The organism is Rheinheimera sp. MM224 (assembly GCF_947090785.1).
Taxonomy (GTDB): domain Bacteria; phylum Pseudomonadota; class Gammaproteobacteria; order Enterobacterales; family Alteromonadaceae; genus Pararheinheimera.
The window spans coordinates 3,573,062-3,593,032 of the sequence record NZ_OX352320.1; the positions used below are offsets into that span (position 1 = coordinate 3,573,062).

21 protein-coding genes are annotated in these 19,971 nt (G+C 46.2%); 5 read left to right on the plus strand and 16 right to left on the minus strand.

Annotation, left to right across the window (positions count from 1 at the left end; translation table 11 throughout):
- Positions 1 to 39: 39 nt before the first annotated feature.
- Positions 40 to 1,818 carry an ExeM/NucH family extracellular endonuclease gene (locus tag OM978_RS16915; RefSeq protein ID WP_264343445.1) on the plus strand — a complete coding sequence of 593 codons (1,779 nt, stop codon included), beginning with the start codon at positions 40 to 42 and terminating at the stop codon, positions 1,816 to 1,818.
- Here the strand turns inward: OM978_RS16915 and OM978_RS16920 are convergent.
- On the minus strand, positions 1,815 to 2,684 hold the full coding sequence (locus OM978_RS16920) for a hypothetical protein (protein ID WP_264343446.1): 870 nt from the start codon (positions 2,682 to 2,684) through the stop codon (positions 1,815 to 1,817). The genes OM978_RS16915 and OM978_RS16920 overlap by 4 nt on opposite strands.
- Positions 2,685 to 2,792: 108 nt before the next feature.
- Between OM978_RS16920 and OM978_RS16925 the strand changes: the two genes are divergently transcribed.
- Complete coding sequence (locus OM978_RS16925) at positions 2,793 to 3,686, plus strand: phosphoribulokinase (protein ID WP_233008337.1); 894 nt, start codon at positions 2,793 to 2,795, stop codon at positions 3,684 to 3,686.
- 142 nt (positions 3,687 to 3,828) lie between these two features.
- Here the strand turns inward: OM978_RS16925 and speD are convergent, their stop codons facing one another.
- The 11 genes from speD to rpe form a co-directional block, all read right to left on the minus strand.
- Entirely contained in the window at positions 3,829 to 4,635 is an 807-nt protein-coding gene (speD, locus tag OM978_RS16930; protein WP_264343447.1) for an adenosylmethionine decarboxylase, read from the minus strand.
- Between the two features lie 64 nt (positions 4,636 to 4,699).
- A complete protein-coding gene (locus OM978_RS16935) occupies positions 4,700 to 5,128 on the minus strand; it encodes an OsmC family protein (RefSeq protein ID WP_264343448.1) in 429 nt (142 codons plus the stop codon).
- A gap of 69 nt (positions 5,129 to 5,197) precedes the next feature.
- Positions 5,198 to 5,548: a DUF3802 family protein gene (locus OM978_RS16940; RefSeq protein WP_233008334.1), complete on the minus strand. Its 351-nt coding sequence runs from the start codon at positions 5,546 to 5,548 to the stop codon at positions 5,198 to 5,200.
- Between the two features lie 174 nt (positions 5,549 to 5,722).
- Positions 5,723 to 7,195: a succinylglutamate-semialdehyde dehydrogenase gene (gene astD, locus OM978_RS16945; RefSeq protein WP_264343449.1), complete on the minus strand. Its 1,473-nt coding sequence runs from the start codon at positions 7,193 to 7,195 to the stop codon at positions 5,723 to 5,725.
- A 19-nt stretch (positions 7,196 to 7,214) separates the two neighbouring features.
- Complete coding sequence (gene astA / locus OM978_RS16950; protein ID WP_264343450.1) at positions 7,215 to 8,231, minus strand: arginine N-succinyltransferase; 1,017 nt, start codon at positions 8,229 to 8,231, stop codon at positions 7,215 to 7,217.
- A gap of 103 nt (positions 8,232 to 8,334) precedes the next feature.
- A complete protein-coding gene (locus OM978_RS16955; RefSeq protein ID WP_264343451.1) occupies positions 8,335 to 9,552 on the minus strand; it encodes an aspartate aminotransferase family protein in 1,218 nt (405 codons plus the stop codon).
- Between the two features lie 322 nt (positions 9,553 to 9,874).
- Positions 9,875 to 10,990, minus strand: coding sequence for an HDOD domain-containing protein (locus OM978_RS16960; RefSeq protein ID WP_264343452.1), 1,116 nt, complete (start codon positions 10,988 to 10,990; stop codon positions 9,875 to 9,877).
- Between the two features lie 30 nt (positions 10,991 to 11,020).
- Positions 11,021 to 11,617: an anthranilate synthase component II gene (locus tag OM978_RS16965; RefSeq protein ID WP_264343453.1), complete on the minus strand. Its 597-nt coding sequence runs from the start codon at positions 11,615 to 11,617 to the stop codon at positions 11,021 to 11,023.
- Between the two features lie 31 nt (positions 11,618 to 11,648).
- Positions 11,649 to 12,680, minus strand: coding sequence for a tryptophan--tRNA ligase (trpS, locus tag OM978_RS16970; RefSeq protein ID WP_264343454.1), 1,032 nt, complete (start codon positions 12,678 to 12,680; stop codon positions 11,649 to 11,651).
- Positions 12,681 to 13,364, minus strand: coding sequence for a phosphoglycolate phosphatase (locus tag OM978_RS16975; protein WP_264343455.1), 684 nt, complete (start codon positions 13,362 to 13,364; stop codon positions 12,681 to 12,683).
- Complete coding sequence (rpe, locus tag OM978_RS16980) at positions 13,364 to 14,038, minus strand: ribulose-phosphate 3-epimerase (protein WP_264343456.1); 675 nt, start codon at positions 14,036 to 14,038, stop codon at positions 13,364 to 13,366. The genes OM978_RS16975 and rpe overlap by 1 nt, the downstream gene beginning before the upstream one ends.
- Positions 14,039 to 14,279: 241 nt before the next feature.
- Here rpe and OM978_RS16985 point away from each other — a divergent pair, with 241 nt between their 5' ends.
- From OM978_RS16985 to OM978_RS21540, 3 genes are all read left to right on the plus strand, one after another.
- Positions 14,280 to 15,032, plus strand: coding sequence for a TorF family putative porin (locus OM978_RS16985; protein WP_264343458.1), 753 nt, complete (start codon positions 14,280 to 14,282; stop codon positions 15,030 to 15,032).
- A gap of 168 nt (positions 15,033 to 15,200) precedes the next feature.
- Positions 15,201 to 15,467: a hypothetical protein gene (locus OM978_RS16990; RefSeq protein ID WP_264343460.1), complete on the plus strand. Its 267-nt coding sequence runs from the start codon at positions 15,201 to 15,203 to the stop codon at positions 15,465 to 15,467.
- A 1-nt stretch (position 15,468) separates the two neighbouring features.
- Positions 15,469 to 15,663, plus strand: coding sequence for a DUF2970 domain-containing protein (locus OM978_RS21540; protein ID WP_413690726.1), 195 nt, complete (start codon positions 15,469 to 15,471; stop codon positions 15,661 to 15,663).
- Here the strand turns inward: OM978_RS21540 and OM978_RS16995 are convergent.
- From OM978_RS16995 to aroK, 4 genes are read right to left on the minus strand one after another with little or no spacing between them, the layout of a single operon-like run.
- Positions 15,582 to 16,481 carry a Dam family site-specific DNA-(adenine-N6)-methyltransferase gene (locus OM978_RS16995; RefSeq protein WP_264343462.1) on the minus strand — a complete coding sequence of 300 codons (900 nt, stop codon included), beginning with the start codon at positions 16,479 to 16,481 and terminating at the stop codon, positions 15,582 to 15,584. The genes OM978_RS21540 and OM978_RS16995 overlap by 82 nt on opposite strands.
- Positions 16,482 to 16,517: 36 nt before the next feature.
- Positions 16,518 to 18,329, minus strand: a complete 1,812-nt coding sequence (locus OM978_RS17000; RefSeq protein ID WP_264343464.1) for an SPOR domain-containing protein — start codon at positions 18,327 to 18,329, stop codon at positions 16,518 to 16,520.
- Positions 18,326 to 19,393, minus strand: a complete 1,068-nt coding sequence (gene aroB / locus OM978_RS17005; RefSeq protein WP_264343466.1) for a 3-dehydroquinate synthase — start codon at positions 19,391 to 19,393, stop codon at positions 18,326 to 18,328. Before aroB ends, OM978_RS17000 begins: the two co-directional genes overlap by 4 nt.
- A gap of 38 nt (positions 19,394 to 19,431) precedes the next feature.
- Positions 19,432 to 19,950 carry a shikimate kinase AroK gene (aroK, locus tag OM978_RS17010; protein WP_008900467.1) on the minus strand — a complete coding sequence of 173 codons (519 nt, stop codon included), beginning with the start codon at positions 19,948 to 19,950 and terminating at the stop codon, positions 19,432 to 19,434.
- Positions 19,951 to 19,971: the final 21 nt, after the last annotated feature.

The window sequence follows — 19,971 nt, forward strand, 5'->3', positions numbered from 1 at the left end:
ACATCTGTACTTATGTATTTGTACCCAAGGACGCTTTTAATGAAACTCTCTGTATTTACCTTACTGGTGCTTGCCACTGGTTCATTTGCTGTTTCTGCTGCATGTCAGACTGAAACCACTATTGCAGCAATTCAGGGCGATGTTAAACAAAGCCCGCTGTTAAATAACACTGTGTCTACATCAGGTGTAGTGACTGCCCTGCTTTATCCAGATAGCAAAGCAGCTGGTGTTTTGCTGCAAAGCCTGACTCCAGACAACAATCCCAAAACCAGCGAAGCTTTATTTATTGCTGATAAAGAGATAGCTCGAACCGCTAAACCAGGTCAGCAATTGCTAGTGAAAGGTAAAGTCGCTGAACTCAATGGCATGACAGCTTTGGTGGACGTAACCAGTTCGGTATGTGGCCAACAAGCCAAACCAACACCTGTGGTAGCTAAATTACCAGTGCAATCCAGGCAAGACTGGGAAGCTTTGGAAGGTCAGTATTTGTCTTTTCCTCAGCAGTTAGTCGTCAATGACAGTTACGGCTTGTCGCGGTATGGCGAGTTGTTGCTGGCCGATAAAAGACTCTGGGTTGCTACTGAATTATACCGACCAGGCCAAGCTGCCACAGCCTTTGAACAGCAGCAGCGTTTAAGCGAGCTAACGCTGGACGATGGTATTTTTAAACAAAATCCAGACCCTGTGATTTTCCCTGACGGCAATTTATCGGCCAAGAATACTGTACGGGTGGGTGACACAGTAAAAAACCTGCAGGGTTATCTGATTGAAACCAAACAAGGTTATCGATTAGTTGCGGCACAAGTGCCTGATTTTGAAGCCAGCAATGCAAGAACCGAAGCCCCTAAAGCCAAAGCTGCCGATCAAATCCGGGTTGCCAGTTTTAATGTGCTGAACTTTTTTACCGGTGAAACCGCAACCAATCCTTTCCCAACACGCCGTGGCGCTACAAATGCCAATGAGCTGCAGCGCCAGCAAGCAAAAATGATAGCGGCTTTATCCCGCATGGACGCTGACGTGATAGGTTTGCTGGAAGTAGAAAATAATGGTTTTGAAGAGCGCAGTGCTTTAGCCACTATAGTGCGCGAACTGAATAAAGCTTTAGGTGAAGAGCGGTATGCCTTTGTAAAACCAGAGGCTTCACAAGGCAATGATGCGATTAAAGTGGCTATTATCTATAACCAGCAAAAAGTGATTCAAGCAGGTAAAGCTGCGGTGACAGCGCAAGGGCCATTTGCTTATGGTTCACGTGCACCTTTAGCGCAGAGCTTTAAAGCCAAAACAGCTTCAACAACCTTTACCGTCAGTATTAATCACTTTAAATCCAAAGGCAGTTGCCCTGAACAGCACGCTAGCGCACTAGACAAGGCGAATAGTGATAACAAAGATGGCCAGGGCTGCTGGAATCAATCCCGTGTTGAGGCGGCTAAAGCCTTAACTGCCTGGTTGCAGACTCAGCCGACAGGCGTCAATACACCGCATCAGTTGGTGATTGGCGATTTAAATGCCTATCGTCAGGAAGACCCAGTGTATGCTCTGGAACAAGCAGGTTGGGTGCATTTAGCGCCAACAGGTGAAGCGGGCCATTATTCTTATGTCTACAAAGGTCGCACCGGTTCTTTAGACCATGCCCTTGCCAGCAAAAGCATGGCCAAACAGCTGACTCAATTCCAGCACTGGAATATCAATGCAGACGAGCCTGCCGTTTTGGATTACAACACAGAGTTTAAATCAAACACTCAGCAACAAAACTTGTATGCACCGGATCCGTTCCGCTCATCGGATCATGACCCTGTGCTGATCGACTTTAAGTTTTAAGCCTTACAAACAAAAGCCAGCTGGTTGCGCTCTTTATTGAGCGCAAAACGGCTGACTTCAGTGCCACAGTCTTTGGATAAATCTAGCCACAAAGTCCAGCCTTGTTTACCTGTGGCTTGCCACTGATAAATTTGCGGACCGGCAGACACCAGTAAAGTATCGGCCGACCACCAGACTAAATCTTGTCCTCCTGCCGGCAGTGCCAGTTCAATTTCAGTGGCTGTTTTCGTCTTTACATCATAAAAACTTAAATACAGCTGATTATCCTTTGCCTGAGTGTAATAAGCTTTTTGAGTGCCCGGCTGCCAGCTTAAAGCACGGCCTACACCTGTCGCCAGCGTCGTCAGCTTGCCGTTTTTATCCAGATAACGCACTGTATGGTTATCTTCTTTATCGCCCAGAATAAACAACAATAAATCCTGCTCGGGTCCCCATGCATGGTAACCCACCCCTTTGGGTTCAGCCTTGAGCAAGCTAGCGTTACCTTGCCAGTCCAGCTTCCATAATCGCTGCGTTTGATCCGCTTCCACTACCACCACAGAGACACCTGAACCATCAGGCAATAAAGTCGGTGAATATTCACTTAAGGCTGTTTTCGTCAGCACATCTTGTTTTTTATCCGCGATACGATAACGCCCAATATCGGTTTGCACCGCTGCATCTTTGCCCTGCTCTAGCGTAAAAAACAAGCTCTCCCCATCACCACTAAAAGCTGGCTGGTTGATATAAGTTGCAGTGCTATTAATCTTTACGGTGTTGGAAACAGACAAATCTTTTGATAAATCAGTCAGATATAAATTGTATTGCGGCAAGGCTGCTGCCACTGGCAAAGCCATAACAGCCAAAGCAAGAGAAAGTAGTCGCACTTGATAGTCCTTGTGGGTTAATGAGCAGCAGCTTCATCACTGTGCTTGCAGTGACCTTACTTTATCCTTTATGGTAGTCGGCTGACAATCAACACAACCTGGCTTTTTATGTCTCACAAAAACCCCATTATTGCGGTCACAGGTTCCTCAGGTGCTGGCACTACGACTACCATGAGTGCCTTTTCGCATATATTCCGCAGCCTTGGTATTGATGCAGGTTTTGTTACTGGCGACTGTTTTCACAAATACAGCAGACCAGAAATGGATCTGGAAGTACGTAAGGCTAAAGAGAAAGGCAAACATATCAGCTACTTTGGCGCCGAAGCCAATGACTTTGCCGCTTTAGAATCGCTGTTCTCAAGTTATGCCGAAACAGGCACAGGCAAAGTCCGACAGTATTTACATACCTTTGATGAAGCTGTGCCTTATAACCAACTGCCAGGTACTTTTACGCCATGGCAGGATTTAAGACCCAACACTGACTTGTTGTTTTATGAAGGTTTGCATGGCGGTGTGGTAACAGAACAAAACAATGTGGCTCAGCATGTGGATTTGCTGATCGGCATGGTGCCTATAGTTAACTTAGAGTGGATTCAGAAAATTATCCGCGACACATCAGAACGGGGCCATAGCCGCGAAGCTGTGATGTCTAGCATAGTGCGCAGTATGGATGACTACGTGAATCAAATAACACCGCAATTTTCCCGCACTCATATTAATTTTCAGCGTGTGCCTACTGTTGATACCTCCAACCCATTCAGTGCTAAAGATATTCCGTCTTTAGATGAAAGCTTTGTGGTGATCCGTTTTCGCGGCATTAAACATGTCGACTTCCCTTATTACCTGCAAATGATCAACGGCGCTTTTATGTCGCGCGTTAATACACTGGTGGTGCCAGGCGGGAAAATGAATTTAGCGATGGAGCTGATTTTAACGCCGCTGGTAGAGCAGCTGATTATTAAGCGTCGTCAGGCCAGGGGGCAAATTAACTGGCTAGAATAAATCCCCTTCGTACTTGAAGCTGCAGCTTTGTTGCCTGCCTGTTTCCGGCACTGGTTTGGCTTCGGAACGGGCGCGGATAAACCACGCCCCTACGTGCCGCCGATCTGCAACTCCAATTACTTTGGGTATAGCAGGGTCAGAGTTATTCCATTTCCGGTAAATTGCGGCCGTAAAAGATTTCCCGCATTTCGCGTTTCACTTTTTTGTTGATGGCTTTACGCTCACCATCATCCAGCTCGCCTACACCAGTACCAAACAGATAGTTGTTCAAGTCATACTCTTTGAGCATCATTTTGGTGTGGAACAGGTTTTCCTGATACACATTCACATCCACCATCTGGAAAGCATTTTTAGTCTGCTCGTCCATAAAATTCTGAATCGAATGAATAGGATGGTCTATGTAGTGTTTGACACCTTTCACATCACGGGTAAAACCACGCACCCGGTAATCTATGGTCACTATGTCTGATTCAAAGCTGTGGATCAGGAAGTTCAGCGCCTTCAGTGGCGAAATTAAACCACAAGTTGAGACCTCAATATCCGCACGGAAGGTACAGATGCCATCCTGTGGATGCACTTCAGGGTAGGTATGCACACAAATATGGCTTTTATCCAGGTGAGCCACCACAGAATCAGGTAATGGGCCCGGGTTTTCTGAGTTGTCCGGTGAACCTTCAATAGGTTCTTCACAAACCAGAATAGTTACGCTGGCGCCTTGTGGGTCGTAATCCTGCCGGGCAATATTTAAAATGTTAGCACCGATAATATCCACCACTTCACTCAGAATATCGGTCAGGCGGTCAGCATTGTATTGCTCGTCGATGTAGGAGATATACTCCTGACGGTGCTGCTCAGTCTGGGCATAACAGATATCGTAAATGCTGAAACTCAGGCTCTTGGTCAGGTTATTAAAACCATGCAGTCTTAGTTTTTCAAAAGGTTTAACCACGTCTTCTTTACCTCAATAGTCAGCGCTGTTGTTCAGTATAGAACAGCGCTGATGCAATCCTTATTCATTCAGCTGATGGCTGTACTTCGGATTGTTTCACGCTAAAAGAATGCGTCACTTCGACACTTTGTGACAACATAATAGACACTGAACAGTATTTCTCAGCCGACAGATTCACCGCTTTCTCCACATGCTTTTCGCTGACATCAAAACCTGTCACCACAAAATGCAGATGAATTTTACTGAATACACGAGGAATGGTTTCTACACGCTCGCCCGTTAAAATCACTTCACAATCCGTGACTTGCTGTCTGGCTTTTTGCAAAATACTGACCACGTCAACAGAAGAACAGGCACCAGCCGCCATCAGCACCATTTCCATAGGGCTTGGAGCAGCGCTGCCTTCTTTATGAGCATCAAACACCACATTGTGGCCACTGTCAGAACGACCAATAAAGGTCTGGTCACCGGCCCATTTTACGCTGGCTTGCATAGGAGATCCTGTTATCCGTAATAAAGAATAGTTATTTTACGGAAAACAGTCAGATGAGGCTAGTTAAGATTAATCCATCAGAGCTGCAATAGCGGTATCAAACAGGTTTTTGATCAACAATGATATTTCCTGGATCAGCTCAGTTTGTTGTGCTGTGGCGGGCTCTTCCAGCACAGAAGCCAAAACTTCCTGGAAGTCATACAAAATACCATCCACTTCACGCACTATCATGCTGCGATGGTTCATTTCCAGTTCGGTATGCTGAGTACAGAGCTGGATAATTTGTTCAGCGATGGACTCTTCCAGCACTTCACCCAGAGTTTTAGCTCCAGCGACGACAGGGCCACGTTGTTCGAACAGCGACAAATGCTCTGTCAAAAACTGGATCAGATGCTCATAGCCGGGTTTATCAGTTACCATACAAAAAGGACACCTATAGTGCACAAAACTGGATACTAGACTCTATCTGAGCATGGCACAAAAGCCCAGACAAGTTGTCGTTAAGTGAGTGTCATTTAAGCAAATTTTTTTTCATAAAACAAATCGGGGCTATGCCCCGATTGAAATAAAACTAAAAAACAGCTTTTGCCGGGATCAGAAGTGCAAACCCGGTGACAACTGCGCAGGAAGCTGTAATTGTTCCAGCTCCACAGAGGCGACCGGATAAGCACAATAATCAGCGGCGTAATAAGCGCTGGCTCTGTGATTGCCACTACCGCCTATGCCACCAAATGGAGCAGCAGAGCTCGCACCTGTGATAGGTCTGTTCCAGTTGACTATGCCTGCGCGGATTTTGCGGAAAAACAACTGATACAAGTCTTCATCATCCGACAATAAACCTGCAGACAAACCAAAGCTGGTGTTATTGGCCGCTTTGATTGCATCACTGAAATCAGCAAAACGGAATACTTTTAACAGCGGTCCGAAATGCTCTTCATCCGGCATATCATTTACCGTGCTGCAATCCAGAATACCAGGGCTTAACATAGCCGGGCTTTGAGCTTGTTGCTGCATAGACAACAACACTTGAGCACCACGTTCTATTAAATCCTGCTGCGCTTTGAGCATGCCTGAAGCGGCTTTTTCAGAAATTAATGTGCCCATAAATGGCTGATCAGCATCATCATACAAACCCACTTTCAACGCTTTAGTCACTTCCAGCAAACGGGCCAGTATTGCATCGCCTTCAGCACCTACAGGCAAATACAAACGGCGGGCGCAGGTACAGCGTTGACCGGCAGAAATAAAAGCTGACTGGATAATGTCATGCACAGCAGCATCGATATCTTTCACATTCTGCACTATCAGAGGGTTATTGCCGCCCATTTCCAGCGCCAGAATTTTATGTGGCTGACCGGCAAACTGCTGATGCAAATAATGACCAGTACCAGAGCTGCCGGTAAAAAATAAACCATCAATGCCCGGATGACTGGCAATGGCTTTGCCTGTGTCAATTTCCCCCTGCAGTAAATTCAGCACACCAGCAGGTAAACCTGCTTTTTGCCATAACTGCACAGTCAGCTCTGCCACTTTAGGTGTCAGCTCACTGGGTTTAAACACCACTGTGTTACCCGCCAATAAAGCAGGCACTATATGACCATTGGGTAAATGGCCTGGAAAGTTATAAGGACCAAACACAGCGACCACACCATGAGGTTTGTGGCGGATCCAGGCCTTGCCTTGTGGCATAGGGTTTTCTTTCACCCCTGTTCTTTCCTGGTAAGCACGGGCGGAAATGTCGATTTTGCCTATCATAGCCGCCACTTCTGTACGGGTTTCCCACAACGGCTTGCCCGTTTCTTCAGCGATACACAAAGCGAGCTGTTCTTTGTGCTCGGTCAGTTGCTCAGCAAAAGCACGGGCTATCTGTAAACGCTGATCAAAACTTAATTCGCTCCAATGTTCAAACGCTGCTCTGGCGGCTTCGATAGCACTGCTGACCTGAATGGAGTCAGCACTCTGGCCTTGCCATATAACCTGTTGTTTCGCCGGATTTGTTGATCTGAATAATGGGCCCGCACCTTGTTGCCACTGGCCATTGATAAATTGTACTGCGAGTTCTGTCATGATCCTGGTCCCTTAAAGATTAAATCCGGGCTAAACGCACCCAGTCGCCGTTACCCACCTGCAATAGTTGCGCACATTCAGCAGGTAAGATCACCTGGGTGCTGTCTTCTTCCAGTTGCAGATAAAGCCAGGTCGCTCTGAAGTCTTCCAGTTTGGTGTTTGACACCATATAGGATTGACCACCTGTGACAGTACCAATCTGAACTTGCAGCTTACGACTGCCCCGCACACTGCGGATATGCTCTACTTTGGCTTCAACTGTAGGGCCTGCATCAAAAATATCGACATAACCTGTATTGGAAAAACCTTCCGATTGCAGCAAGGCTAAAGCCGGACGGGTTTTTTCGTGCACTTTACCAATGACAGCCTGAGCTTCTTTACTTAATAAGGTGACGTAAATCGGATATTTTGGCATCAGTTCGGCAATGAATACCTTCTGGCCTATACCTGTCAGGTAGTCAGCTGTGGGGAAATCAACTGAGAAGAAGCTGTCCTGCAGCCATTTCCAAAACGGAGAGTGACCATCTTCATCCGACACGCCACGCATCTCAGCGATGACCCGGTCAGCAAAACGCGAACGGAATTCGGCGATAAACAAAAAGCGGAACTTCGATAGCAAACGACCATTGTTTTTCTTACGGCTCGACTCGCGTAAAAACAAAGTACAAAGCTCTGACACTCCGGTGTAGTCATTACACAACGTCAGAATATCTACCGGGTTGTAGACACCTAAAGCGCGGGACGTATGCACTACTTTACCTAAATGGTAATGATAAAACGCATCTTCCAGACCTACAGCAGCTTCGATAGCACTGGTGCCAACTACAGCGCCGGTTTCAGGGTCTTCCAGTACAAACAGATAGCCTTCATCACCTGGCTTCTCAACCTTTTTGGCAAAGGAGGCTTCGGATCGGCTGATCTTACGTTGTAACAACTCATCATTGACGGGCAACGAAGTAAAGCCATGACCTGATTCGACAGCAATGTCGTACAGTTCAGCATAATCTTCGGCTCGGATTGGGCGAATGACCATCATAGTCGCTTACTCCAGTTATTTTGCTTCAGAGCGCCCGATCGTAGCGGGCGCTTCATTTTTTGCTTTATTGTATTAGTAGTCACTCAGTGTACAGAGGCAAAAATTAGCCTTGTTTCACTTGTGCTACTGCTTTTTCAAAACGCTTAAAACCTTCGATAATGTCTGCTTCAGGGATCACTAACGAAGGGGCAAAACGAATAACATCCGGGCCTGCAACTAAAGCAAATAAGCCTTGATCAGCAGAGGCAAGGAAAAAGTCACGTGAACGGCCTTTAAACTCATCGTTTAATACAGCACCCAGCAACATACCCTGACCACGCACCGTACTGAATACATTGTGTTTTTCGTTGATAGCAGCCAGTTCACGGCGGAACAGTTTTTCCCGCTCCAGTACGCCATTTAAGACTTCAGGCTGGTTGATAGTATCCAAAGCGGCTTCGGCTACAGCACAAGCCAGCGGGTTGCCGCCATAGGTACTGCCATGAGTGCCTACTTTTAAATGACTGGCAATAGCAGTAGTGGTCAACATAGCGCCAATAGGGAAACCACCGCCTAAAGATTTAGCCGTGGTCAGAATGTCAGGCACTACATTGCTATGCATGTATGCATACAATTTACCGGTACGGCCTACACCAGATTGCACTTCATCGTAAATCATCAGTGCATTGAACTGATTACATAAATCACGCACGCCTTGCAGGAAAGCCGGGTCGCCCGGAATAATACCGCCTTCACCTTGCAGAGGCTCTAATATCACAGCACAAGTGTTGTCCGACATCAGCGCTTTTAAGCTTTCAAGGTTATTGTATTCGGCATGCTCAATTCCACCAGGTTTAGGACCAAAACCATCTGAATACGCAGCCTGTCCACCCACTGTCACAGTGAAAAAAGTACGGCCGTGGAAACTTTTGCCAAAAGAGATAATTTGCTGTTTTTGCGCACCAAAATTATCCAATGCCCAACGACGAGCCAGCTTTAAAGCGGCTTCGTTCGCTTCAGCACCAGAGTTGGCAAAATAGACTTTTTCAGCAAAGGTACTGTTGACTAACTTCTGTGCCAGACGCAAAGCCGGCTCGTTGGTCATGACATTGCTCAAATGCCATAACTTATCGGCTTGCTCTTTTAAGGCGGAAACTAACGCCGGATGGCAATGACCTAAGGCATTCACTGCTATACCACCTGCAAAATCAACGTATTCACGACCCGCCTGATCCCAGACACGAGAGCCCTGACCACGGACCGGAATAATAGGTGCCGGTGCATAGTTTGGAACCATCACTTCATCAAAAAGTGCACGGGTGACCTGAATATGTTCTGCCATTTTTTACCTCTGCTGCAATAAAAGTCCGCAGTTTGCTCTGGCTGATTTTTCAGCGAAAAAACGGCGGACGGAAAAAGATGCTTCACCGCATTATTGCAGATAAAAAATGAAAAGTCTTGCTGTCGAAACCTCTAAAAGCCTTGAAAAATAAGGCTTTCAGATAGTTTTGCATAGGATGTGAATAACTAGTTATTAGCTTCAGTGAGGAAACAGAGCAGAAAAACATCAAGCAACGAATAGCCCTGCTGATCTGCTTTGTTTTTTAGTGTGGCAGAAGTACTGTCGAAAAAAACTGCATGTTTATTGACTAATTTTTTTGAAATTATTCAAAAGACAGCTTTTTCAGGTCAATCTGAGACAACATTTTACGCATCTCATTGTGAACACCAGCCTCATTCAGCGCTTTATTCGCATCATCAACATCCATGCGTTGCTCCTGAATTAAAAACTTCACCTGCACATAGGTATTGGCTTGTTTAACAACACGGGTTAAATCCGTGCAGCTACTTAATGGAGTTTCATCAACAATTTGGTCCAGAATAGCAGCCAGCGGCATACGTTTCAGTTGCCAGCGGGCAATTAAATCGGCACTGATGATGCCAGCAAACTCTTCAATGCTGCTGGATAAGAAACCAGCGTCAGCGTCTAAAGCTTCCAGAGCATCCGTCAATTCATTATCGCGGGCATCACGGGCACGCAACAATTCCGTGCGTTTTACCTGAGCATAACTGCGCAGATAGTTACGGATCACCACCATATGACCCATGGTCTGGAACATAGCAGCACAAAAAGCCACAAAGCCATTCAAACCTTGGGAATCAGCAATAGCGCGCGCCGCCAAAGCAGTGGCTAAAGAGTAATCCCAGATTTTCACTTTAAACTGAACAAAAGGATCTGTTGAATGCGGAATGCAGTGACGAAACGCATAGACAGGCACCAAAGACTGCAGGGCTTCCACCCCTAAAAAACGCAATGCGGTTTTTATATCTTTAACCATATTGCCTGAGCTGGTTTTGTTGCGGTAGCGCGGCTGGTTGACTAAACGCAGTACATCTTCTTTCAGCCATTCTACATTGCTGATCAGCGGATCCAGCTGGTTTAACGTCACAGCCTTTGCACTTAAGGCGTCGATGAGTGCCGGAAAATTTGGCCCTAAATCAAACAAGGAACTGCTGACCACTTCAATGCTGCTCAGGCGCTGCATTAGCTCTTGGGCAACTTCATCATGCAAGTGAGCCTGAGTAAAATCGAGGAAGATTTTTTTCGCATTCTCACCGGACTGACGAGCTTCCAGTGCTTTACGTTCAACTTCCAGCATCTGACGACCATCAGTTTCTTGCTGCTGGTTTTTCAAATAACGTAAGCGTTTCTGATTAGGGTCAACACCAATCAGATTATCTATAAACAACTGCTCCAATGAGGAGGAAGACAAAGACATAACTACCCTTTACTCGTGTGTGTACACACCTTATTTATCATTATTGTTCAGACCTTTGCACAATGTCAGAAAATTCTGTAATAACTGATGTCCTTGCTCAGTTAAGATGGCTTCGGGATGAAATTGCACCCCATACACAGGCAATTTTTTATGCGACAACGCCATAATTTCCGATTCGTCTGCTGCAGTCCAGGCCTCGATATTAAAATCATCCGGAACTGACTCTTTATCGACCACCAAAGAGTGGTAACGTGTCACACTCAAGGGATTATTTAACCCTTTGAACAGGCCTTGATCCCGATGTTTAATCAGCGAGTTTTTGCCATGCATCACGGTTTTAGCCCGAACTACCTTGGCACCAAAGGCCTGAGCTATCGCCTGATGCCCCAGACAAACCCCCAATATAGGAATTTGCCCGGCAAAATGTTGAATAGCGGCCAGTGAAATACCAGCCTGGTCCGGACTACAAGGGCCTGGTGAGATCACCAGATACGAAGGCCGGATGGCGGCTATTTGCGTCAGGCTGATTTCATCATTACGACGCACCAGCACCTGCTCACCTAATTCAGCAAAATACTGAACTAAATTGTAGGTAAAAGAATCGTAATTATCTATCAATAAAATCATAACAATCCGGCTTTTACAGCACTATTATCAATTACGTTGGTAAAACAAAACCTACAGCGTCATACACTTTCTGCAGTGTGACAGAAGCACGGGCTCTTGCCTCTGCTGCACCTTGTTTTAATACCTGATTCATCAGGCTTTGATCCTGACGGATTTCATGGAATTTGGCCTGCACAGGTTCTAATAACGCAATCACAGCATCTGCCACGTCACCTTTTAAGTGACCGTACATTTTGCCTTCGTACTCAGCGACCAGGCTGTCAATTGGCTTACCCGTAACGCCACTTAAAATACTCAACAGGTTGGCTACACCTGCTTTGTTTTCCAGATCATAAGTGACACGAGGTGGATCTTCTGAGTCCGTCATAGCCTTTTTGAATTTCTTGCTGATCATCTTTGGATCTTCCAGCAAACCAACAAAATTCCATGGATTCTCATCCGACTTGGACATTTTTTTTGTTGGCTCCTGCAAACTCATCACGCGCGCCGCTACACCCGGGATATAAGGTTCTGGCACAGTAAAAATATCACCGTGCAGCGCGTTAAAACGTGTAGCAATGTCACGAGCCAGTTCCAGGTGTTGTTTCTGATCATGACCAACCGGAATTTGATGCGCGTTATACACCAGTATATCGGCCGCCATCAGCACAGGATAAGTAAATAAACCCGCATTGACGTTATTGCTGTGACGTTCAGATTTATCTTTAAACTGCGTCATACGGCTTAATTCACCAAACTGGGTGTAGCAATTTAAAATCCAGTTTAGCTGGCTGTGCTCCGGCACGTGAGATTGCATAAAGACGCTGGAGCGATTTGGATCTATACCACAGGCCAGATACAAGGCCAGACTATCCAGCGACGCATTACGCAGTGCCGCAGGGTCCTGACGCACAGTGATAGCGTGCAAATCCACGATACAGTACAAACAATCGTAGTCGTCCTGCATCCTGTCCCACTGGCGCAAAGCTCCCAGATAATTGCCTATGGTGAGCTGACCTGAAGGCTGAGCACCACTTAAGACTATAGGTTTTGCTTTTGGCGTAATGGATTTTGACTCTGACATCTATCTTTCCTGTTCTAAACTACAAATGGCATCTGGCAGCAGAGAAAAACACTCCAACACCAGATCCGGCTGACTATGCGTAATGGATTGGCCGTGATTATACCCGTAGCTCAGCGCAATAACAGGCATACCAGCGGCGCGGGCAGCAAATATATCGTTTTCGGAATCCCCTACCAGTAAAATATCCGCAGGTAACAGCTGTTGCTGCTTTGCCAGCGCAAGCAGCATATCGGGTTCAGGTTTGGCTTTAGCCACATCATCAGCACACCAGACGGCTTTAAAAAAGTGCCTGATACCCAAGTGCTGTAACAAAGGTTCTGTGAATTGCCGGGGTTTATTGGTGACCAGAGCGAGCGGATAAAGCCTGCTTAAGTGCTCTAACACTTCTGGAACCTGATCAAACAAGCGGGTCGCAGAGCCGTTGCTTTGTTGGTAAAAACCAATAAATAACTGCTGGGCCTGCTCAAACTGCATTGCATCCCATTGGGCCGGATGAAGCTCGCCTGTTAGTGCTCTTTTAATCAGTATGGCCATCCCATTGCCGAGCCAATGCTGAACCTGCGTCAGACTGACCTGCTCTTTACCGAGCTTTGCCATCATCTGATTTAAAGCGGGTAAAATATCGGGGGCACTGTCGACCAAAGTGCCATCTAAATCAAAAGCTAATAACTGAAAAGACCGCACTAACTGACTCCGGCCAGTTCTGCACGCATTTGATCTATGACTTTTTGATAGTCGCTCTGGCTGAAAATAGCAGAACCTGCCACAAAAGTATCAGCGCCTGCTTCTGCTATCTCGCGGATATTTTCAACCTTCACACCACCATCAATTTCCAGCCGGATGGGGAAACCACTTTGATCGATGATCTGTCGCGCCTGTTGCAACTTCTTTAAGGTAGCGGGAATAAATGACTGGCCGCCAAAACCCGGGTTTACCGACATCAACAGCACTAAGTCCACTTTATCCAGCACATAGTCTAAGTATGTGAGTGGCGTGGCCGGATTAAACACCAGACCTGCTTTACAGCCGTGTTGACGAATGAGCTGCAAGGTACGATCGACGTGTTTCGAGGCTTCAGGATGAAAACTGATCATAGAAGCACCAGCCTCTGCAAAAGCAGGCACCAGGCTGTCTACATTTTCTACCATCAGATGCACGTCCACCGGAGCTGTCACGCCATAATTGCGTAAGGCGCTGCAAATCATAGGGCCAAAAGTAAGATTCGGCACATAGTGATTGTCCATCACATCAAAATGCACTATGTCTGCGCCGGCTGTTAAAACACGGCTGACATCTTCCCCCAGACGGGCGAAATCTGCAGATAAAATTGACGGAGCAATCCAATTCGGTTGGCGCATCTAATCTCCAAAAAGCTGTTGTGATGAAGCAAGGCCCAGACTTTACTGAATCGTTAAGAAAAAATCACCTTTGTCGACAAGACCCACCTGCACAAAAAAAAGGCAACAACGCACCAACTTTGCGCATAAATCACAAAACCCTGTAATACTATTTAAACATCTAATTGATTTAATTGAAAATAATGCAATGGCACAAAAAATGGACTGTATTCACGGGAACTAATAGATAAGGGCAAATAAAATGACAAAAAAAGTAACACTGGGATCAAAAGCAACAAGTAAAACAATTCGCCGTAGCCTCGTAGCATTACTCATTGCGGGCAGCAGTTTCGGTGTTGGTGCCGCAAGCCTGACGGGTAACGTGGCCTTTACCTCTGATTATTTATTCCGCGGTATTTCTCAAACGGATGAAGGTCCTGCTGTGCAGGGTGGTTTTACCTTAAGCGGAGAATCTGGCTTTTATTTGTCTGGCTGGGGTTCCAATATCAAATTTGGTGAAGGCAGTATGGAGCTGGATATTTTAGCCGGCTGGACTGGTGCTTTAAACAACAGCTGGAATGTTGACGTCGGTGTGATGCAATACCGTTATCCAAAAGGCGACAATGCCGTTGATGAATTTAACTTCTACGAAGGTTATGCCAAGTTTTTTTATGACAGCTGGACTTTAGGTGTTGCCTACTCTCCGGACTACTTTGGCGCTGGTGTTGAAGACTATTACTACCTGTCTGCAGATTACAAATACAGCCTGGTGGAAAACATTGCATTAGATTTACACTTTGGCTACAACGCTTTTGAAGACGAAGCTGAGTTTGAAACTTTTTTAGCAGCTGGTCCTGTCGACAGCGATACTTACATTGACTGGAGCATTGGCTTTAGTACTGAAGTCTTAGGCGCTGGTGTATCACTGAAGTATGCAGACACCGACATCGACGGTTCAGCAGACTGTAACTTATGTGACGGTCGTGCAGTATTAACCTTAAGCAAAACCTTCTAAGCTTACTCTACAGGGCAAAACTCAGGTTTTGCCCTGACTATTCTGTGTATTTCCCCAAAATATTTGCTATGAAAGTGACTTTTGTCACTATCAGTTAAGGTTATAAACTTGTAACTTAGTCTCAACTTGAGTATCATCCAGCACATAATTCAACCAGTTGAGGTTCGTATGAAGCAACTAGCAAACCGCAAAATAATGTCCGCTCTGGCCATTTGTTTGTGTCTTGGTGTTTTTGCTCATCAACATAACTCTTCAAGCGCTGAATTATGTCAGGCTTCAGTACAAGCCGATCCAACCAAGCCATTAGCGATGAATTCCTTGTGTAAACCATCACAACAAAGCTGGTTTAGCTGGTTACAAGGTAATAGCCGTTCTACCCAATTTCATTTTGTTGATTTACTGGAATTACTGAACCGTTTTGACCGCAGAGGTTAAAATGACAAAAGCCCCTGGCTTTAAGCAAGTACTCAAAGCTGTATTCGGCGCTATTGTTGGAGTGCAGTCTGAACAACAACGTCAACAAGACTTTCAAACCACTACTATATGGCCCTACTTAGTTGCAGGTATCTTAGCTGTTGTTGCTTTTATTGTGCTATTGCTGCTATTAGTCAGTTGGGTAGTGCCAGGCTGATTGCTTGTTAGGTATAACGCAAAAAGCTCAGCGACTTTGCCACGTGTTGCCCCCTTCTGGCTAATGGAGCGTCCTACCTGAATAGAGGTAAGCTTCGCTTTTTCATACAACTTTCGGGTTAAGGTGGTGTCGTGATTACTGATCACTACACTCACACCACGGCTTTGGCAATTTTCCGCTAAATTAGCCAATTGCGCCTGATCATCTAAATCAAAACTGTTTTTCGCATAAGAGGTAAAACTGGCAGTGCGGCTCAGTGGTACATAAGGCGGATCACAATACACCACAGCTGGTGCATTGATTTGCTGCATCAGTTCGTTGTAATCCATACAAACGAACTTAGCTTTTTGTGCTTTTTCAGCAAAAAACCATAACTCAGCTTCCGGGAAGTACGGCTTTTTATAGCTGCCAAAAGGCACGTTAAATTTACCACTGCTGTTATAACGGCATAAACCGTTGTAGCCATGACGATTTAAATACAAAAACAACAAGGAGCGCTGATAGCTGTCTGTGCTTTGATTAAACTCTTCCCGAAATGACAGATAACTGCTTTTCTCATTGCTGCTTTGTACAAATAAATTTTGGGCATCCGCAATAAAATCAGCAGGTTTAGTTTGCAGCAACTGATAGAGGTTAATCAGATCCGCATTGATATCATTCAGCAGATAGTGCGGGTAATCGGTGTTTAAAAACACCGAACCAGCGCCGACAAAAGGCTCAACCAATAATGGCGCCTTAGGCAGTTGCAGAGAAATGGCATCCACTAAATTGTATTTGCCGCCAGCCCATTTCAGGAAGGCTCTGGACTTCTTTAGCATACGCCAGCCACCACAGCGCCCTTCAGCTTCATCACATCAGTTTGCATTGGCGGAACGGATCTCACGCTGAATATCGCTTAAAGGCTTCACGAATGGTGTTTGTTGCCTTAGCTCTTCCGGCAAAGACTTTACTTGCTGACGCGCTGCGCCACCATTGACATAAGAAGCCGAAACCACGACAAATTGCGTTTTCCCTTGCTGCTGACGCTTATAAAGCTGCAGATTTAAGCTGGAGTACTGCTGCAAAAACTTTTTCGCAGCCGCTTCCTGGGAGAACACACCTAACTGAATCGCCACAGTATCAGGCAACATCCCTAATAAAGTTGCAGCATCATGTCCGGCAGAAGCATCAGTTGCCGCAGGACTAGTAGTAGCCGGAGCCGCCTCAGGCAAAGTCTCTGGCACAGCTTCTGCTGCATCAGCTTCCATTTCCGCTACTAAGTCATTTTGTTCTGGTGCCGTTTCAACAGCTGCTGGTTTTACAGGAGTTTCAGCTACAGGCTCTGGATCAGTTGCCGCAACTTCTTCGCCTGCTGCTGGTAATGCAGGGATCACCGGCTGTTCGCGCATAGGCTCAGATTCAATAGTCATGGAGACAATTTGCTTCTGAGGCAAGCCGTTATCATCTTTCGCCACTTCTTGCTGAACCGTCATACTGGCGGTATCGGTGTTTTTTGCCAGCGCCATTTGTGGCATGCCCTGCTGCGCAGCGTCAGGCGTCGCTTCAGTAGTTTTGGCCGCAGTTTGAGTCACGGCACCAGAAGCTGTCTCTGCGGGAACTTCTTGTTTTATCTCTACTGTAGGTTCGAACTGGCGATCTTTTTGCAGACGGGATGCGGCACTTGTATCTGTGGATGATGGGTAATAAGGCACCATATCGTCAGCTATAGGCTGACGGAATTGCTGCTCAGTCCACAACCAGAACATCACTACAGCTGCAATCAAACCAAAACCCAGGCTCAACACTAAAAAGGGCGAAAAGAACTGACCTGAAGCCTGCTTTGCTGGTTTTTTCTGTTCAGCGCTGGCTGGACGATAATCGCTGCGTCGCTCTGTTTCTATTGAAAAGGATGGCTGCTCGTCTGCTGTGTCTATAGCGCGCAGACCTAAAGGATTGTCTTTGTTATTAAAATCAAAATGGCTATCCGCTGCACTGGCCACAAAAGCAGGAGCTTCAACCTCTTCACGGGCTGAAAATGCCAGAGGCGAGGCTGAAGTTTCAGCCTTTGGTTTTGCGATAACGGCGGCTTTACGAGGCGGGCTGACACTCAAACCATGCAGCAGTAAATGCAAATCACCGGCACAATCTTCAATACGTTCACGTTGTTCACGGCCAGCTAAATTATAGGGAGCCAATAATTCAGCGGCTTCGTCTTCGCTAAAGGCAGGAATATTCATCGCCAGACGAATATCACTTTTTGCTTTTAAGCTGCTGATAAACACACTGACAGGCAATTGTTGAATGAGTTGCCAACTGGTTTCATTCAGTTGGTCTGCATCATCAACCAATAACAGGTATTGCTCTGTTTTACTCAGCTGAGCCACAAACTCAGTCAGAGTGCGGGGCATAGATGCTGAGCCAATCCATTGTTGCTGCAGTACTTTTAATACATCCACAGGTGCCAGACCCGCATCAGCCTGCAACAAAGCCACATTAAACTGCTCAGAACAAATTTCAGCTAAAGTCAGGATCAGTGTTGATTTTCCGCTGCCGCTTGAACCTACCAGTTGTAAACGATCTGGCTGGTTAAACTCCAGTTGCAGCAATAAACGTTGCAATAACTGACGCTGAGAGGCTAAAAGGCCTGAATATTGGGTTAAACGCTGTTGCAGAGCTTGTTTACTCATATGCTGAAGAGAGCCATTAGTTCTTGTTCGGTCACGTCATCGACTATTGCACTTTGTCCCAAGGCGGTAGGGACGATAAAGCGCATTTTGCCGGCCTGTACTTTCTTATCTGTTTTCATATAGGGCATAAAATCCGCAATGCTCATTTGCACCGGAGGCGCCACAGGCAAATCAAAAGCAGACAATAAACCAATAATACGTTGTAATTCTTCTTTGCTGACATCACCACGGCTGACCGCCAGTTGTGTTGCCATCACCATGCCCACTGCTACAGCTTCACCGTGTAACCATTGGCCATAGCCTAAAAAGGCTTCAATAGCATGACCAAAGGTATGGCCTAAATTTAATAAAGCCCGCTCGCCCTGCTCTGTCTCATCGCGGCTGACAATGTCGGCTTTCATCTGGCAACAATGACGGATCATTTCACCTAACACAGCAGGTTGCAGTTCACGGATAGCCTGTTGATTTTGCTCCAGCCAATTGAAAAATGCCAGATCGCTTATCAGCGCATACTTGATGACTTCCGCCATACCGGCTGCGAATTCAGAGGCAGGCAAAGAGCTTAAAACAGAGGTATTAATAAGCACCAGATCGGGTTGCTTAAAAGCACCTATCATATTTTTACCCAACGGATGATTGACCGCTGTTTTACCGCCAACAGAAGAATCCACCTGAGATAATAAAGTGGTCGGCAGTTGAATAAAACGCACACCACGCTGGTAACAAGCTGCAACAAAGCCGGTCAGATCGCCTATCACTCCGCCACCTAAAGCCACCAGCAATACATCACGGTTGATTTTGTGCTCAAGCAAAAAGGACATCACCTGTTCAAAAGAATTGAGAGTCTTGTAGGCTTCACCATCTGGTAAAATAAAGGAGTGCACAACAGAGTCGGGAAATAATGCAGTGACAGCAGGCAAATAAAGCCCTGCAACCACTGGATTAGAAACGATCACCACCTGACGGGCTTGAGGTAAAAACTCCGTCAGAGGTTGGGTAAATAACTGGGGACTGATCAGGATAGGGTAGCTGCGCTCTCCAAGTTGTACTGCAACTTTTTGCATCAACAGCTCTCCTTATATCCCTGAAAAGTTATCTCAAACTAGAAACCAAGTTGTTCAACGATTTGATTCGCCACTGAACGGGCACTTTGCTCGTCTGTACGTACGGTAAAATCAGCGATCTCTTCATACAGAGGATTACGCTCAGCCGCCAGACGTTCCAGCACCTCTTTTGGTGCCTCTTCGGTTTGTAACAACGGACGTCTTTTGTCACGTTGAGTACGAGCCACTTGTTTCTCTATAGGGGTTTCTAAATAAACCACTATGCCACGCGCGGATAAACGGTTGCGGGTTTCTTTGCTCAGCACTGAGCCACCGCCAGTCGCCAGTACTATGCCTTGTAATTCTGTTAAGTCCGAGATCACGTTTTCTTCGCGAACACGGAATCCCTCTTCGCCTTCCAGATCAAATACCCAGGCTATATCTGCACCAGTGCGGCGTTCAATTTCCTGATCTGAGTCGTAGAATTCGAGATGAAGCATGTCTGCTAAATGACGGCCAATTGTACTTTTGCCTGCACCCATTGGGCCTACCAGGAAGATATTGCGTTTTTCTGCCATAGTTCGTAATGCTGCTGCGCT

Coding starts and splice junctions, on each gene's coding strand:
- astD (WP_264343449.1), bottom strand. CDS start 7,195: ATGACAGAACTCGCAGTACAATTTATCAATGGCCAGTGGCAACAAGGT.
- OM978_RS16915 (WP_264343445.1), top strand. CDS start 40: ATGAAACTCTCTGTATTTACCTTACTGGTGCTTGCCACTGGTTCATTT.
- aroK (WP_008900467.1), bottom strand. CDS start 19,950: ATGGCAGAAAAACGCAATATCTTCCTGGTAGGCCCAATGGGTGCAGGC.
- aroB (WP_264343466.1), bottom strand. CDS start 19,393: ATGCAAAAAGTTGCAGTACAACTTGGAGAGCGCAGCTACCCTATCCTG.
- OM978_RS16940 (WP_233008334.1), bottom strand. CDS start 5,548: ATGGTAACTGATAAACCCGGCTATGAGCATCTGATCCAGTTTTTGACA.
- OM978_RS16965 (WP_264343453.1), bottom strand. CDS start 11,617: ATGATTTTATTGATAGATAATTACGATTCTTTTACCTACAATTTAGTT.
- OM978_RS16935 (WP_264343448.1), bottom strand. CDS start 5,128: ATGCAAGCCAGCGTAAAATGGGCCGGTGACCAGACCTTTATTGGTCGT.
- trpS (WP_264343454.1), bottom strand. CDS start 12,680: ATGTCAGAGTCAAAATCCATTACGCCAAAAGCAAAACCTATAGTCTTA.
- OM978_RS16955 (WP_264343451.1), bottom strand. CDS start 9,552: ATGGCAGAACATATTCAGGTCACCCGTGCACTTTTTGATGAAGTGATG.
- OM978_RS17000 (WP_264343464.1), bottom strand. CDS start 18,329: ATGAGTAAACAAGCTCTGCAACAGCGTTTAACCCAATATTCAGGCCTT.
- OM978_RS16995 (WP_264343462.1), bottom strand. CDS start 16,481: ATGCTAAAGAAGTCCAGAGCCTTCCTGAAATGGGCTGGCGGCAAATAC.
- rpe (WP_264343456.1), bottom strand. CDS start 14,038: ATGCGCCAACCGAATTGGATTGCTCCGTCAATTTTATCTGCAGATTTC.
- OM978_RS21540 (WP_413690726.1), top strand. CDS start 15,469: ATGACAAAAGCCCCTGGCTTTAAGCAAGTACTCAAAGCTGTATTCGGC.
- astA (WP_264343450.1), bottom strand. CDS start 8,231: ATGATGGTCATTCGCCCAATCCGAGCCGAAGATTATGCTGAACTGTAC.
- OM978_RS16985 (WP_264343458.1), top strand. CDS start 14,280: ATGACAAAAAAAGTAACACTGGGATCAAAAGCAACAAGTAAAACAATT.
- OM978_RS16990 (WP_264343460.1), top strand. CDS start 15,201: ATGAAGCAACTAGCAAACCGCAAAATAATGTCCGCTCTGGCCATTTGT.
- OM978_RS16925 (WP_233008337.1), top strand. CDS start 2,793: ATGTCTCACAAAAACCCCATTATTGCGGTCACAGGTTCCTCAGGTGCT.
- OM978_RS16960 (WP_264343452.1), bottom strand. CDS start 10,990: ATGTCTTTGTCTTCCTCCTCATTGGAGCAGTTGTTTATAGATAATCTG.